This window comes from Paenibacillus mangrovi, assembly GCF_022898935.1.
Classification (GTDB): Bacteria; Bacillota; Bacilli; order Paenibacillales; family Paenibacillaceae; genus Paenibacillus_AQ; species Paenibacillus_AQ mangrovi.
In genome coordinates this window covers 1-15,890 of record NZ_JALIRP010000016.1, presented here as the reverse complement: position 1 = coordinate 15,890, position 15,890 = coordinate 1, and the positions used below count along the sequence as shown (strand labels likewise).

Genomic DNA, 15,890 nt, shown 5'->3' with positions numbered 1-15,890 from the left:
TTTCAAAGTTACAATAATTGCTGCAATTCAGATATATCATGCTTGAGACGGTACAGAAAATGCCTCGAGATTACGGAAGGAGTGTGGTCTTTCTGCTGGATCACCCCAAGGTATACCGGACTTGACTCTGGAAGATCGAAATTCAGGATGACCGTGTCGTCTTCGGCAAAAAGCGGCTCTGTAATAAATGAATAATCCAGTCCCACGGTTACCGCGTGATGATTCATGCAGGCTCTGCTGATTAACGCTCGGTTATTGGTTGTATATGCAATATCCACATCGCCATATTTTTTCTGAAAGTCATCCATAAACCACTTCACATAATCATCATTATACAGTACAACCGTATGTTGTTTAAGCTCCTCCGGCGTAATTACTTTTTGATAAGCGAGCGGCGAGTGAATGCTTGTTGCAGCGACCATTTTCACCTTAAGCAGACGATCAAAATCAAGTCCCATATGTTTAACCAACCGGTCTTTAAAAAGGATGATAAATCCCAGATCACATTTGTCATTCAAAATATCGTCGATGATATCCTGTGAGCCCTGCTCCACAATCTCGATTTTCACTTGGGGATACTGTTTCTTGAAATCGAGTACGGCTTGATCCAGTAAAAAAATTGGCCCCGGAATCGTGGCTAATCTCAGCCTGCCTTGAACCGTATCGGAGTAACCCTGCACAGCTTCTTTCAATTCATCGTATTTCTGCAGGAGCTCTATTGCTTTCTTGATCATGACCACACCTTCAGCAGTAGGCACAGCTCCAGTACGGGAACGTTTAAGGACGGTTACTCCCCATTCTTCCTCCAGACTGGATATGGATTGACTGACCGCAGATATGGTCACATGCAGATTTTGTGCGGCTTTGGAGATGGAGCCCGTTTTTGCAACTTCAACCAAATACTCCAGTTTTTCAATATGCATCTTTCGGTCCAATCCTTTACTTTAAGTATTTCTTAAATAAAATTAAAAATGTTTAAATTTTTATTAATTAATATTGATGATAACATAGAAGTAGAGCATGAGGTACTCTCGATATTTTGTTCAACAATGCCGGCATTTATTTTATTAAGCCGATTGCTGAGATTGGCTTGGATGAGTGATAGAAAATGAATGGGAGAGATCAACGATGAGATTTGAAAATAAAGTTGCCATTGTAACCGGCGGAGCAAGCGGGATTGGGGAAGCATCGGTCAGATTGTTTGCGGAGGAAGGCGCCAAAGTCGTGATTGCTGATTTTTCGGAACGTGGACAGGCCGTATCCGATGAACTGAATCAGGAAGGCTTTGATACGCTCTTTGTGAAGACCGATGTGACGAAGGAACAGGAAGTCATTCACATGGTGGAGCAAACCGTAGCGAAATACGGGAAGCTGGATATCCTGTTTGCCAACGCGGGTATTGCGCAGGATGGACCTGCGGATCAGCTGTCGTTCGACAACTGGCAACGGACCATAGATATCAATTTGACAGGGGTGTTCCTCTGTGATAAATACGCGATTAAACAAATGCTCGAACAAGAACATGGCGGCGCAATCGTGAACTGCGGCTCCATTCACAGCCATGTCGGCAAAGCCAACGTGACAGCGTATGCTTCGGCAAAAGGCGGCGTGAAGCTGCTGACTCAAACGCTGAGTACGAACTATGCTGCCAAAGGGATCCGGGTCAATGCGGTTTGCCCGGGATATATCGATACTCCACTGATCAAAGGCAGATCCGAAGCCTTAAACCAGCATCTGATCGGTCTTCATCCAATGGGCCGTCTTGGCAAGCCTGAAGAAGTAGCCAAAGCCGTCTTATTCTTAGCCAGTGATGACGCGTCCTTCATTACAGGTACCAGCCTGCTTGTGGATGGTGGATATACTGCCGTGTAAATGTTATAGAATATTTCGTTGATGTCGTAAAACAATGACAGTCGTTTGCTTAACAGCAGCGGCTGTTTTTTGTCGTTGCTGGAGGAGATGGACATACACATATGGAAAAGTAACATGAGTAGTAGTAATTCTAAGAAGGTGGAGGAACATTACGATATGAACAATAACATATCTGGCATCTCGACGCGGGCGGCCGCTTACCTCAAACGGATCGGATACGATGGAGAGGTTGAACCGACCGCGGCCATGCTCGCGCGTATTCAAGAATGCCATATCCATCATGTACCCTATGAAAATCTGGATATTTTGAATAGCGTACCTCTATCACTGAAGCTTGAAGATTTGTATGACAAAATCGTCGTCCGCCGCCGCGGAGGCTATTGTTTTGAGCTAAACGCGTTGTTCAGTTGGCTTTTGGAAGAGATCGGATTTCAGGTCACGCATTATTTCGCCAGATTTTGGCGCGATGAGCCGAATCCGCCGCCGATGCGCAGGCATCATATTTTACGCGTAGAAGCTGAAGGGATTTCCTATTTGTGTGATGTCGGAGTTGGAGGAATCGTGCCTGTCCGTCCTTTAGTTTTGAAGGAAGGGATCGAGCAGCCGTTAGGTAATGAATGTTATCGACTGGACCCGGACCCGTTTTTCGGCTGGATGCTGTGCGAACGAAAAAATGGGGAGTGGAACCAGTTGTATTCGTTCACTGAAGAGCCGCAACTGCTGCAAGATTATGCGATGGCTTCGTATTGGTGCGAGCATGCATCCGAATCGATTTTTACGCAAACCGCTATGGTGTTCATCCGCACGCCGGAGGGAAGAAACACGGTGTCCGGAGACGAGTTCAGAATATTCTCTTCTACAGGAGTTCAGACCTTTGTGCCTTCATCACCAGAGACATACCGTGAGGCTTTGAATACGTATTTCGGCATTTCATTTCCTGCTTCCGATTGATCTACGAGAGCTTAGACGTGAAGGCCGAAATTTTTAGTGCCATTAAGACTAATGTGTTTTTGCGAATAAGGTGTGGGACTTTAGCGTCCTGCACTTTATTTTTTTGTCGGATCCGGTTCTAACATGATGCTCGCCAAAATAAGAAAAAGTAAGCGCTTTATTCTACAGCAAGAAAAGCCCTGAATCGAATTCACCTTTCCTCATTGTTGTTACTGTGTCAAGGTCATTCACACTACACGCAAAGGAAGTGAAGAGAGTTATGGCAGCCAAACAGGGACATGTTATGATCCGGATACGGAAAAAACATGCTTTCCGCAAACTCGGAATTTGTCTGGTTTTCATTGTTTATCTTGCTCTCTCCTGTATCCCCCCTTCGTCTGTATTGGCTGCTCCGCGAATTACGATCGATCCCCCAGACAGCGGTGGGTCGCTAGACCCGGGAAGGATTCATCTGACCGGAACGTACAGCGGCGTCTATGACATTGAAATCGCGATTAACGGCGATTCGTTGACAAGCGCCCATACGGAAGCGGGTGATATCGGCAACTGGTATGCCGACGTCGATTTATCGATGTATGACGGACCTGTCGAACTCGTCGCGAGAGGCAAGGATACTATGACCCGTTATACAGCATGGTCTCCTTTTTTGCAGATTGAAGTAGATAATCCGAAGGCGAATATTCCAAAGGTGCGGGTGGTCAGCCCTACGGAGCAGGATGTGCTTCAAGGACAAATCCCGGTTGTAGTCGAAGCTTCAGGAAAAAATGGCATCGCACGCGTTCAGGTGAGAATCAACGGAGGGGAATGGGAGGATGCCAACCCGGCGGTATCAGGGTATTTGTATCCATGGGATACGCAGGCCGTTTCGGGACGAATCAATAGTCTGGAAGCGAGAGCCGAGGACGTAAACGGCAATATTGGTTACAGTCAGACCGTATATGTCAAAGCAGGAATTTCCGTGGAAGCTTCAACAGTAACGCGGGACGTCTACAGTCAGGACCGGGCGATGTGGATCTGGGAATACGACTCCTACCCGCTCATTTTGAACCCCGGCGCCAGGACGGTTTTGGATGCGATGTCATCGGATACGGCCACCTTCGGCCAAGATCAGATCCGGACCTGGTATCTGGCCGTAGGGGAGTACTATGGGATCCGAATGCTCGAAGACAAACGTGCGGAAGTTCGCGATTTTATCGGGTGGGCCCATGATCGCGGGTATCAGGTTCAGGCTTTGATTGCGGGCGGTACGACGCCTCCGTATTTTGGGGCGTATTCAAGGTACCGGCAGCAGGCTGTTGCCGAATTCGAACGCATCTTGAATTACAATTTATCCTCCGGCGAGAATGAACGGTTCGATGGGGTCAACATTGATACCGAGCCTTACAGCCTTCCCGATTATAAAAGCGATAAGCCTTCCGTCCAGATTCAATACCTAGATATGTTAAAAGCTTTGATGGACCGAAAACAGGCTTCCGGGCTTTCACTTCAAGTAGGGGCAGCGATTCCCCGCTGGTTCGACACCTCTGTGGACGCAACGGATATTTTATGGAACGGTACTGTGAAACCGCTCTCCGAGCACGTGCAGGATACACTTGATTATATCTCCATCATGGATTATCGCGACCAAGCGGAAGGCACCGTCGGAATCATCGAAAATGCGCGGGGCGAGATGGAATACGCGGGCAAAATCGGAAAGCCTAATTCCGTTGTGATCGGCGTAGAAACGAAAGATATTGCGGACGGTGGAGATCCCGAGACGATCAGCTTTCATGAAGAAGGACGGCAGTATATGGAGTCAGAGCTGGATAAGGTGTATGCCGCCTTTGGGGGCAATCCGGCCTTCGGAGGCATTGCAATTCATCACTATGATTCGCTTCGGAACCTTCCTTCCGTCTGGGGACCGGGAGCAGTCTTTTGGCAGGCGCCGCCTGACACCGAACCGCCGACCGTAATTTCGGGAGAACTGCAGGCGGATGTGTTCGACTATCAGCGGATCGATATTTCGTACGGCCCGGCTGCGGATAATGCCGCTGTTCAGGAATATCGCATTTACCGTGGAACCAGTACGAACTTTCCGCTCGATAAAGCGCATCTTGCAGGAGTTTCCAAGAGATTGAGCTTCCAGGACAATGGCCTGCTGCCTGAGACGAAATATGTGTATAAGGTCACGGCAGTCGACACTTCCGGGAATGAGGGACCGCCAAGCAAGCCCGTAAAAGTCAAAACAGATTGTACGACGTTAAAGCCGATGATCGTATCGAAAATTCAGATGAAGTATGACGGCACAAAAGCCACCGTTACCCTCCAAGTTGCCGATTTGAAAACCGGAGGGGCAGTCACCGCAAATGTAGGGGGAAGATTCACATACATGGCAGGGAAGTACGTAAACGGTACAACTAACGCGACCGGTTCCTATACTGCCAACTCCGAGAACGTTGCTTCTCCATCGGGAGAGATCGGGTTTGCTCCAAGACGGATCATTGCTCCTGGCTACTATTGGGCGCAGGCCTATGATAAGAAAGAGGGATCGTCCGTCCGTTGGGGAGGTTGAAAAACGTCGATAAGACGTTTTTCTTTTTTTATTTTGGTTATGTTTAATTTTTTGTTGTTTTTGGATTAAAAATTAAACGCCTTCTAAGGAAGGCGTTTAATTGAGTTAACGTTTCTTCGTGTTATAAGGTCAGAGACAAGAACTTGCAGTCATAACCGTTGAGATTGCTTATCGAAGCTTCGATTCCGATGTTACAATTCAGAGCCTTACGTCGTTATATGTGCAAAACGGAAAAAGGAGTTGAGGAACAATGAACGATTTGACATGAATCATTTTCGGAGGTGGCTTTGCAGGGCTTAGCGTGTTACTGCAATCATGATCACACAGTAATAAGAAAATTTCATTTTTTAATATCTGGGAGGGAAAATAAGAAATGGCAAATATTTTATTTGTTAAAGCTAACAATCGAGACCAATCCATCAGCTTAAAGCTGTACGATGCTTTCGTAAGTGCGTACCGGGAGAACAATCCGAACGACAATATTACGGAATTAGACCTTTTCAAAGCGGAGCTACCTTACTACAACAATGAAATGTTTACGGGCATTATCAAGCTTTCGGGCGGCGATGAACTCACTGCCGAGGAACAAAAAGCAGCCGATATCGCTAACGGCTATACAGATCAATTCCTAGCAGCCGATAAAGTCGTATTCGCGTTCCCTCTTTGGAATTTTACGATTCCGGCTCAATTGCTGACCTACCTGTCCTATCTAAGCCAACCGCGAAAAACCTTCTCTTATACACCACAAGGCCCGGTAGGATTGCAAGGCAGCAAGAAAGTCGTGCTTCTTAACGCACGAGGTGGCGTTTACTCCGAAGGCCCGCTGGCTCAAAAGGAGATGTCTGTGAACTACGTGAAAAGCATGCTCGGCTTCTGGGGAATAACGGATATTGAAATAGTTGTCGTAGAAGGCCACATGCAATTCCAAGATCGTGCTCAGCAAATTATCGAAACCGGCTTAGCTGAAGCAGCTAAAGTAGCATCCGGATTCTAATCCACTACAAGCAGAACACTATACCCCCGTCCTTGGCGGTATAGTGTTCTAACGACATAAATTTGTAGACATTGTCGCGGTGATGTTGGCAATGGTGCCGATTACTGTAAAGCACCGCATGTCACAGAACATCTTCCTTTTCCGGCATACTTGATGAAAAAAAATAGTAATAGCAAAGGATGAGAAATGCCTGCGGAACTTGTCGAAGCTCTCTTTGATCCGTCCAAGCAAGGTCATAGATTCTCTACTGTGCTTCCTACAGTGGAAGAAGTAGCCGGCCGGACACCTGGCACCTTCAAACAGTGGGCGATCGATCATTCCGAGGCTTTTCGGTAAAAGCTTCACGAGCAATTATTTACGATTCAACAAAGAAATCTAAATGAAGGCCAGCAGATTTACTCAACAATCTGGCACGAAAGAACTGCTGAATATACGGACTCAAATAATTTTTTTTATTCGTTTCAGATGTCACAACTCAGAGCCCTACATCGTTATATGTGCAAAAAGTAAAAGGAGCTGAGGAATGATGAATGACATGACATGCATAATCATCGGAGGCGGCCATGCAGGGCTTGGAGTGCTCAAAGCAATAAAGGAAACGACCCGGGGCATGACGAAGGGACGACGGATTCGGTTTGTTCTGTTCGACAAGCAGCCCGGTCATGTGCGCAAAGTGATGATGTTTCGGCCGGCCACGAGCGGGGAAGAGATTATCGTTCCCTGGACGCATTATTGTTCAGAAGGAGTCGAATTCGTGCAAGGTACGGTTACGTCAGTGGAAAGTGGGGAAAAACGGATTCGATATACGGATGCGCAAGGAAATGAAGCCCGATTTCGTTATGATCTTCTAGTCGTGGCGGTCGGGAGCATCGTTCGGCGACCGGATCCCGATCAGGGCGGCATCGCCTTAACCGACCCGCAAGCCGCGGCAGGCATACGGGAGCGCTGGCGAGCCAACCTGCAGAAGGCAGCCGGAGAGACGAATCCTGAGGAACGAAAGCGACTGATGACAATCGCGGTTGCGGGAGCGGGCATCAGCGGCGTCGAGACGTCCGCCGAACTGGCGCTCGCCATGCGGAAGGAAGCAGCGGCGCTAGGGCTGAGCTTGTCTGATACCTCCGTCTATTTGCTGAATGCGCAGGAGCGGCTGTTCACGGGAGGGCCGGAGAAAGCTGGACGGAAGTTAGAACAGACGCTCAGCGAATGTGGAGTGACAGTGCTTCACAATCGTAAGGTGATGCGGGAGGAAGCAGGAGTGGTGACGCTCAGCAATGGCGATTGTCTTGATGTTGGCCTATGTGTATGGACGATTGGTTTGATACCGAATCCGGCCCTTCGCAGCATGGGGTTGCCGCTTACACCTGAAGGTCAAGTGCTGGTGGATGAATGTTATCGTGTTCAGGGGTCGCCGGGCGTATACAGCATTGGCGACTGTGCGAGAATCGTCGATCCGAAAACCGGCAAGGTGGATCAGATGACGTGCTTTGAAGCTGGGATACAAGGGAATCGACTAGGGAAAATCGTGATGGCCGATCTGGAAGGCCGTCCCGCACCGATTCACAAAGCGTTAAAAAATAATATGGATGCCTTCAACATCGGCTTGGGGGAAAATCGCGGATTTCTGTGGGCACGCAAATGGGGACTTGATTTTATCATAACAGGAAAGCTAGCGTGGAAAGCCAAGAAGCTGGTTTGGGATTACGCCAGTTTGCTACGATAGTAACAAAGAGACCAAGATTGCAAGATTTCTAATAGTTCAGAAAAGGTGTGACGGCGGATGGAGGAATTGTACGATCAATATAGAGCGCTGCTGTTCACGCTGGCGTATCAATTGACAGGTTCTACAGCAGATGCAGAGGATGCGGTGCAAGACGTGTTTTTTAAGGCGTGCGACATTCATCCCGAGCGATTGAAGGAGCCGAAAGCGTATTTGTGCAAAATGGTAACCAATCGCTGTCTCGATCTTCAGAAGTCGGCGAGGAGGAAGAGGGAAGTGTACGTCGGTCCTTGGCTTCCCGAACCGATTCGGACACCGGAGGAGGATATGCTGGAGAAGGTCGTCCGCCGCGATTTGCTGTCGTACGCCATGCTCGTTCTGTTGGAGAGGTTGACTCCGACAGAGCGGGCGGTTTTCGTTTTGCGTGAGGCCCTTGGATTCGATTATCCCGAAATAGCCGAACTGCTCGGCAAGCGAGAAACGAATTGCCGCATGCTGATGAGCCGGGCAAGAAGCAAGTTGGGAATATCCGAAGATGAGCCAGTCGCCGCCGAAGCGGTCGAAGTGGATTGGGTTAGCCGGTTCCTCACATCCCTTGAGCAAGGTAACGTCGATCACGTACTGTCCCTGCTGAGTGAAGATGTCATCCTCGTTACCGACGGGGGTGGAAAGGCAGTCGCGGCTACGTGTCCGATACAAACGCGCGATCAAGTGGCCCTAATCCTTGCCGGCGCTCTCCAAGGCCTAAAGTCTCAGGGTAGTCTTCACTCCGAGTTTGCCCCTCTGAACGGTGAGACCGGTATCGTACTTCGTTCGGGGGACAAAACCGTAGCCATTATATTTTTACAGCGCCGACGCGGAAAGTTTGACAGAATCTACGTTGTAAGAAACCCGGATAAGCTTACTCGTGTTTAGCCGGGAAACTATGACAATAGCGTTACAAGTATCCCTTTAATTTTGATAACATTACATGGTTGCCGGCTTCATCGGCAGCATACTTAACTGTCTCAGCTTAGGAATCGAATTAATAACATAGGGGGGACTTTTATGGCTTCATTGGTTTATCACGTTGCAGTTTCAATTGATAATTTCATTGCAGACCAGGCTATGATAGATGGCAAGCTTGACAGTACTTTTTTCCTCTTTGAAGGTGATCATTTGCCGGATTATTTATCCGACATTCAGCAATATGCAGCGGTGTTAATGGGCGGGAAAACTTACGAGTTTGGATTTCAATTCGGTGCAAAACCGGGTGAACCCGGTTATAAAGGAATAAAGCACTATATCTTCTCAAACACCATGCAGTTTGAATCCAACGCGGAAGTAGAACTGGTTAGAGGAGAGGCAGTAGATTATATCGAGAACCTCAAAAAAGAAACGGAAGGGACATTGTGGCTTTGCGGGGGAGGACAACTGGCGGGTTCGCTTATCGAACGAAAACTCATAGACCAATTGGTGTTGAAAGTGAATCCGATCATGGCTGGCTCAGGCGTGCCGCTATTCGGTGACGCAAGACCCCGTTTGAAATTGGAGCTTATCGATATGAAACGGTATGAGAGTGGGGTCATAAAATCAACCTATATCATTATTTATCCATAAATCGAACTGGGACGTCTACACACCGGGAAAGAGGTAGTTGGTAATGCTTTCTTCACGGCCTTGGGGTCAAAGGAGAAAAATTGATTAACTAACAGGCTATTTTTGAGAAGTTTCATTACGCTAACGGGAAACGATAGCTGAATATCACACTTGTCGAGCAGTCTGCCTAAGCCTGCTTATTTTATTGAACTAAAGGGCAGGTTAGTTAAAACATCCTAATAAGATATTGATGTGTGTAACAGTTCTGGATGCGTTTAGGCCTGCGGGTTCTGGTTTTTAGGCGAATGTTGTTTGATTTTATTGTTTGGTAGATTTAAATCGAACGAAGGATCTTAGAGTAATCGTTCAAAGCCTGATGGGCGGTTCTGTTTCATAAGTTGGAATAGTATATTTAATTTTAGGTATAACCACTCAATATGATGATTTGGGGTGATGACGAATGAATGCTGGTTTAATTATGGCTGCATGTGTTTTAATTGGTGGTGCGATTGGATATTTTACTGGAAATTATGAAGTGTGGGGGGGACTCGGGGTCGCAGTAGGGTTATTAGGTATGGCTTACATCCAGATGAAGAAGAACTCGAAGAAAAAAAATGACTCTATGTGATATCTCAACAACAAGTCCCTAAAAACAAAGCGAAAAATATCCCCAACAACCTTCATTTAGACCCAGCACACATTCCTATTCGCGTTCAGATTGAACTATCGGGAAACAATAGATCAATAAAAGACAAGTAACGGTAGCCATTCATTCGGCTGCTGCTTTCTATACTAACGGGCAGGTTAGAATATAAAACCTTGAGGTGAGTCATTTTTTGATTGCCAATATTCAGTCTCTTTAATGTATCGAAGATACCTTTTTGAACAAAGGGCTCTAAAGCATGAATTACAAGAGAGAATAATAGGGTAGAAAAAAGTAAAGAGAGGAATACCAAATGAATAAGACTATAACGGGACAAAGCAATAGCGGCTTCTCCGAAACAGGGCTGCGCAGAATGCGCGACGTGCTGGCAAGGCATGTTGAGTCCGGAAAGATTCCTGGGCTCGTCGCCCTGGTCAGCCGGAATGGTGAGACACACGTCGAAGCGCTCGGTACAATGCGCCATGACGGTGGCGCGCCGATGCGCCGGGACACGATCTTTCGGATGGCGTCCACTTCCAAGCCGGTCGCGATGGCGGCGGCGATGGTCCTACTCGACGAGTGCAGGCTGCGTCTTGACGACCTGGTAGAGCCGTGGCTGCCCGAACTCGCCGACCGGCGAGTGCTGAAGCGGGCCGACGGCCCGTTGGACGATACCGTGCCAGCGCGGAGACCGATCATCGTACGGGACCTGTTGACCTCCACGTTCGGGCTCGGAATGGATATGACCTCACTGGGCACTCCGATCATGAACGCAATCTTCGAACATGGGCTCACGCCCGATCTACCGGAGCCGATGCCCGAGCCGGATGAGTGGATGCGCCGCCTAGGTGCGCTTCCGCTGATGCACCAGCCCGGAGAGCGCTGGCAGTACAACATCAGCAACGATCTACTTGGCGTGCTTGTGGCCAGGGTCACGGGCCAGTCGTTTGAGACGTTTCTTCGCGAACGCATCTTCGACCCCCTTGGCATGAAAGACACCGGTTTCCACGTGCCTGCCGACAAGATCGACCGGCTACCTCCTCTCTACGCCCCCAACCCGCAGACTGGGGAGTTCATCGTGTGGGATGAGGCCATGGGGGGACGCCACAGCCAGCCTCCGGCGTTCCAGGGCGGCGGAGGTGGACTTTCCTCCACCGTCGACGACTACCACGCCTACTTCCGGATGCTGCTGAATCACGGGATGCACGGGACCCAACGGATCCTGTCTCGGCCCGCCGTTCAGCTGATGACCACCAACCGCCTCACGCCTGAGCAACAAGCCGCCCGAAACGCCATGGCCAGCAACAATGTCCATGTGTCATTCGGTCAAGGTCAGCACGGCGGCTGGGGCTTCGGGATGGCGGTGCGCACCTACCGCGGCGACTACGCGCCCATCGGCCAGTTCGGCTGGGACGGAGGAAGCGGCACCTCGACTTACGTCGACCCGGAGACCGGGCTCACGGGAATCCTGCTCACCCAGGTTGGGATGTCAACTCCGGATTCAGCGCGACTTATCCACGACTTCTGGACTACGATATATCAGGCAATCGAAGACTGACCAAAGCTTGTAATCACCGATGCACAGCAAGGATATAACGAGGCCATCAATAAACAATTCCCATTTTATTATACTTTGCGGGTGGTATCAGCTTCGCTGGTACTACCCCTAGAAAGGGCTCAGAGGGCGGTGGAGTGGTTTTCTTATTTAAATATTCTTATGGCCTCAAAAGCACTTGATCCGCGTCTTTAACATCTGACCGATACGAAGCCGAGGACATTCCGCTCGGAAGCCCGGAGGGCTGCAGCCGTCCATGGCGGAGATGATGGGCCTCAAGCCCCCGGTATCACGGTGCGGTCGGCGCTCATATCATTATCCCACCAAATATACCTTTTGAATATTAGATGGGATAATGATATGACGGCTTAATACCCTTTTGTGGGTCATAATTTTAGGAGTGCTATTCAGGAACTTGAACAACGTTAACGGCTCTGTGAATTATATGGAGTACGTCACTGCGACAACATCAGAATGTAATGTCAAGCTTCAAGGAATGTTTAGTTGTACGTGCTTAAAAATCCTTGTACTAACGGAGAACGATAGTGCAATATGCAACAGAAAAGGCAGCGATCACTTAGATCAGCTGCCTTTTCTCAACTACCGGGCAGGATAGTTTAACGATTGTCGTTAAACAGGAATTTTGATTCAATATGGAGAATATTTCCTTTGATAAGATGGAGGTGTTCTCATGCTGGAGCGTATTCAAGTAAAATTAGACAATTACGGTTTCTCAGGTCTAGACTCATCCCAAATCGGTGCAGTTAAATCAGTTGCAGATTATTATCAAATGTCCTTAACGCCAACGGAGATTCTTGGTTTTACGGGGCTCGCCTTTCTCAACGTATTCGATGAATACTTTGTCCAGCCAAACGCTGGACCACCTGAACCAGATATTTTCCGACTTGTTCGTAATTTAGGCATTCATATTGAAGGAATACACCAATATGCTGACGGTGCTGCATTTATTAAACTTCAAGCGGATGCATGGGACAAAGCCAAGGTTGCAATCGATTCAAAGAAACCTGTATTTTCTAAAAATATTGCTCAAGAAAACCAGACCTCAGTAATAACCGCTTTCGACGATATCGGCTATTACATCGATTCATGGCATACAGGGTATGAAAACTGGCAAGATGTCATCCCATGGAACTTATTGGGATTATCTCGATGTCCTTGTGTGAACTGCGTGAACGACCGTAAAGTTTCTGAATCTAAAGAAGCAACGAGTGGCTTGATTTCTCTGCATTGGGCTACGCCTATCCCTGCTAATGACAAGATGAATTCCATGAAAGAGGCCTTACAATTCGTCTTTAGCCTAAATGAAAAGGAGACATATGAGGAGTTTGGCAAAAGGTATTTTGTGGGTCTAAAGGCTTTTGAAGAATGGATAAACGCAATAGAAAGCAATAGAGTTCTAAAATATGATTTTGCCCTTGTCATTGAAGTAGTTAGCGAGGCTAGGCACCATGCCAATCTTTTCTTGAAGGAGCTAAAACAAATATTTGATGGAAAATCACATCATTTGTTTGATGAAGCGATTAGTACATACGGTAATATAGCTACAAAAACCAAGGTATTAAAAGAGAAATTTCCTTATGAGCAGCCGCGGGAATCGTTTAACGAAGTAAATCGGCAGGACGTAGTTACCATTCTAAGGAATATATTGTTGTTAGAGAGAAAAGGTTTGTCTTGCTTAAGAGAGATATGCTTTTTATAAACTGAGTCACTTTTGCCTATAAATTATACTAATGGTAAACGCTAGTTGAATGCAGCAGTTTAAAACCTTCTATTAGAAGCAAACTAGAATTAATTGCTCTAGTAGGAGGTTTTGTTATGAATTTAAGCGAGCTTTGGCATCATTATGAAGCGGATAAGCGAATACAGGGGTTTAGCCCAAATAAAATGGACAAGCGAATTCCGAAATCTTTTAATGGAGTAAGATGTTATCCATCTGAAGATCTCATGTCAGACACTAAAGGAAAGAGCATTGCTTGAGTTTTTATATAGCATAGGCTGCCGAATTGGAGAGGTTGAGAAGATAAACATTGAGGATCTGAACTGGGAAAACTGTTCTGCCATTGTAAATGGCAAGGGTTCAAAGAAAAGAGAGGTTTATTTCACCAAGGGGGGGAAAGAAACTTGGATAGCAATTTAACTCCTAAACAACAAAAACGGCAGCAAGAGCGTGAAATTATTGATGAATATCACAAATTGGTAACTGAAGAAGCTCTGGAACCCTTGTATCAATCTTTTAAGAAATGGAAATCAGGATCCTTGCCATATTTCGAACTTACAGAGCTAATCCATCTATTCCATAAGAAGAATCAGGAGATATACAAGGACTTCACGTACAATGATCATAAAGAGCTCGTTCTACTTGCCAAGTTGAAATTGAGCCGTTTATCTGAGGATGATATTAAAGAAAATAAGCGGCTTTTAGAATTTTGGGGATTTGAGGACAGAGCCACCGAGTAAATTAAAATGTGCCGTTCAGCCGATAGACTAACAGAACTCATTCACAGCGGATTACAAAGCAAGGTACTGATCCCTTATTCTAATAAAGCTAACGAGCAGATTACGCTCAGCTAAGGGCAGGATAGTTTAGCAAGAAGTTAATAGCCAAGCGACGTTTTTTGAAGAAAATTGGGTGATTTTTTCTTACAAAGGTATTTTATAATATATTGTATCTCGTTAATTTGGGAGAGTGAGCAAGGTGAATCACGAATGGATAGCCCAAAAAGTGCTCGAGAGCTACCTTTTCATAGATCCGGTTCTTGAGTTCATGAGGCACAACGAGAATATGACATACAAAATAACAGACCGTGGCAATAGCAGTTCATTCTTGCTGCGGATCCATAAGCCCGTTACAGAAGGGTTTTTGGGCATTCAGCATACGCTGGAGGGGCTGAAATCCGAGACGGTACTTTTGCAGGAGTTGGGTCGCAAGCGCGTGTTGGGGGTACAAATACCCGTTGCGAATAGATTCGGGGAGTATGTAACGGTATGTCGCCTGGAGGACATGGATGCCACTATTTATGCAACGCTATTGGATTGGATTGATGGGGATACTTTTACGCATGAAGAAGAGAATATGGATGAAATCGTGTATGCAATTGGAGTCAATCTTGCGCGATTTCATAGCTTCACTCGAGCAAGCGCGGTCTTAAAAGATTTGCATAGACCCGTATACGGCTCCGAAAAAATCGATAGTACGCTCGAGAAGCTGAGGCATGGCGTAGAAATAAACATATATAGCATGGAACATTACGGGATCATGACTGAAGTGCTTGCTCAGGTAAAGGGACTCATGAGTGAACTGGACTCGCAGGAAGGAGCCTGGGGGTTAATCCATGCAGATATTCAGCGGGGGAATATCGTTATCACTGAAAGTGGTGAGCCTTGTTTTATCGATTTTTGCCTATCCGGATACGGTTATTACTTATTCGATATCGGAGCGCATCTGCGAAATTTGAAAGCAAAAAGCGAGACATATTTCTGAAAGGCTACACGTCAAAAGCTCCATTTTCCAAGGATAGTTTAAGATACGTTGAAGGGTTGATTCTGATGGATATATTCCTGTGCTATGCGTTCTTTATCCGTGATTCGGACAGAAATGGTTGGATTAAAGACCACGTATTCAGAAAAATTGAGTTGTGGATTCAGTGGCTGACGGGGAAAGAAATTTACTATTTATTATAGGCGAAGAAGAAATTAAGATAACGGGAACTATAGCTTAATAAACTAAGACGAGGCTGCCGGCATGGATCTGCAGCCTCGTTACGCTATTCCAGCTAATAGCTTGTCAATATTTAATTATTAATAATCGATTCCAGGAGTGGTATACTTAAAAAAAGATATGACAAATAACCGTCCCCTTCGGCACAGGAATATATTTCATCTTTTCCTATTTCATGCTGATCATTCTAGCCGAAATGCTTCTTTTGAAGTCAAGATGGCAAAAATCCAGTGAATGAGTTTGTTTACACAAGCAATTACCGCTACTTTGAACAGCTTTCCTTCCGCACG

At 46.7% G+C, this 15,890-nt stretch carries 16 protein-coding genes; 15 read left to right on the top strand and 1 reads right to left on the bottom strand.

All coding sequences use genetic code 11. The annotated features are described in order from the left end of the window. Positions 1 to 8: 8 nt before the first annotated feature. Entirely contained in the window at positions 9 to 923 is a 915-nt protein-coding gene (locus MUG84_RS24705; RefSeq protein WP_244730389.1) for a LysR family transcriptional regulator, read from the bottom strand. Positions 924 to 1,128: 205 nt separating this feature from the next. On the opposite strand from MUG84_RS24705, the gene MUG84_RS24700 reads away from it, so the two are divergent. From MUG84_RS24700 to MUG84_RS24630, 15 genes are all read left to right on the top strand, one after another. Next, positions 1,129 to 1,872 carry an SDR family NAD(P)-dependent oxidoreductase gene (locus tag MUG84_RS24700; RefSeq protein WP_244730386.1) on the top strand — a complete coding sequence of 248 codons (744 nt, stop codon included), beginning with the start codon at positions 1,129 to 1,131 and terminating at the stop codon, positions 1,870 to 1,872. A 156-nt stretch (positions 1,873 to 2,028) separates the two neighbouring features. Further along, positions 2,029 to 2,823 carry an arylamine N-acetyltransferase family protein gene (locus MUG84_RS24695; protein WP_244730383.1) on the top strand — a complete coding sequence of 265 codons (795 nt, stop codon included), beginning with the start codon at positions 2,029 to 2,031 and terminating at the stop codon, positions 2,821 to 2,823. Between the two features lie 259 nt (positions 2,824 to 3,082). Then, positions 3,083 to 5,374, top strand: coding sequence for an Ig-like domain-containing protein (locus MUG84_RS24690; protein ID WP_244730380.1), 2,292 nt, complete (start codon positions 3,083 to 3,085; stop codon positions 5,372 to 5,374). A gap of 373 nt (positions 5,375 to 5,747) precedes the next feature. Further along, positions 5,748 to 6,368 (top strand): FMN-dependent NADH-azoreductase, encoded by a 621-nt coding sequence (locus MUG84_RS24685; RefSeq protein WP_244730376.1) that lies wholly within the window; start codon positions 5,748 to 5,750, stop codon positions 6,366 to 6,368. 186 nt (positions 6,369 to 6,554) lie between these two features. Beyond that, positions 6,555 to 6,704, top strand: a complete 150-nt coding sequence (locus tag MUG84_RS24680) for a hypothetical protein (protein ID WP_244730374.1) — start codon at positions 6,555 to 6,557, stop codon at positions 6,702 to 6,704. Positions 6,705 to 6,894: 190 nt separating this feature from the next. After that, on the top strand, positions 6,895 to 8,088 hold the full coding sequence (locus MUG84_RS24675; protein ID WP_244730601.1) for an NAD(P)/FAD-dependent oxidoreductase: 1,194 nt from the start codon (positions 6,895 to 6,897) through the stop codon (positions 8,086 to 8,088). 57 nt (positions 8,089 to 8,145) lie between these two features. Next, positions 8,146 to 9,000: an RNA polymerase sigma factor SigJ gene (gene sigJ / locus MUG84_RS24670; RefSeq protein ID WP_244730371.1), complete on the top strand. Its 855-nt coding sequence runs from the start codon at positions 8,146 to 8,148 to the stop codon at positions 8,998 to 9,000. 132 nt (positions 9,001 to 9,132) lie between these two features. After that, positions 9,133 to 9,684, top strand: a complete 552-nt coding sequence (locus tag MUG84_RS24665) for a dihydrofolate reductase family protein (RefSeq protein WP_244730355.1) — start codon at positions 9,133 to 9,135, stop codon at positions 9,682 to 9,684. 439 nt (positions 9,685 to 10,123) lie between these two features. Continuing rightward, a complete protein-coding gene (locus MUG84_RS24660; protein WP_244730354.1) occupies positions 10,124 to 10,291 on the top strand; it encodes a hypothetical protein in 168 nt (55 codons plus the stop codon). A gap of 328 nt (positions 10,292 to 10,619) precedes the next feature. Further along, on the top strand, positions 10,620 to 11,864 hold the full coding sequence (locus MUG84_RS24655) for a serine hydrolase domain-containing protein (protein ID WP_244730352.1): 1,245 nt from the start codon (positions 10,620 to 10,622) through the stop codon (positions 11,862 to 11,864). Between the two features lie 688 nt (positions 11,865 to 12,552). Next, on the top strand, positions 12,553 to 13,581 hold the full coding sequence (locus MUG84_RS24650) for a hypothetical protein (protein WP_244730351.1): 1,029 nt from the start codon (positions 12,553 to 12,555) through the stop codon (positions 13,579 to 13,581). 116 nt (positions 13,582 to 13,697) lie between these two features. Further along, positions 13,698 to 13,859 (top strand): hypothetical protein, encoded by a 162-nt coding sequence (locus MUG84_RS24645; protein ID WP_244730349.1) that lies wholly within the window; start codon positions 13,698 to 13,700, stop codon positions 13,857 to 13,859. Beyond that, the gene (locus MUG84_RS24640) at positions 13,852 to 14,019 is read left to right on the top strand and encodes a tyrosine-type recombinase/integrase (protein WP_244730347.1); all 168 of its coding nucleotides are present in this window, start codon (positions 13,852 to 13,854) and stop codon (positions 14,017 to 14,019) included. The genes MUG84_RS24645 and MUG84_RS24640 overlap by 8 nt, the downstream gene beginning before the upstream one ends. Then, the gene (locus MUG84_RS24635; RefSeq protein ID WP_244730344.1) at positions 14,004 to 14,339 is read left to right on the top strand and encodes a hypothetical protein; all 336 of its coding nucleotides are present in this window, start codon (positions 14,004 to 14,006) and stop codon (positions 14,337 to 14,339) included. Before MUG84_RS24640 ends, MUG84_RS24635 begins: the two co-directional genes overlap by 16 nt. 238 nt (positions 14,340 to 14,577) lie before the next feature. Next, entirely contained in the window at positions 14,578 to 15,363 is a 786-nt protein-coding gene (locus tag MUG84_RS24630) for a phosphotransferase enzyme family protein (RefSeq protein WP_244730341.1), read from the top strand. Positions 15,364 to 15,890: the final 527 nt, after the last annotated feature.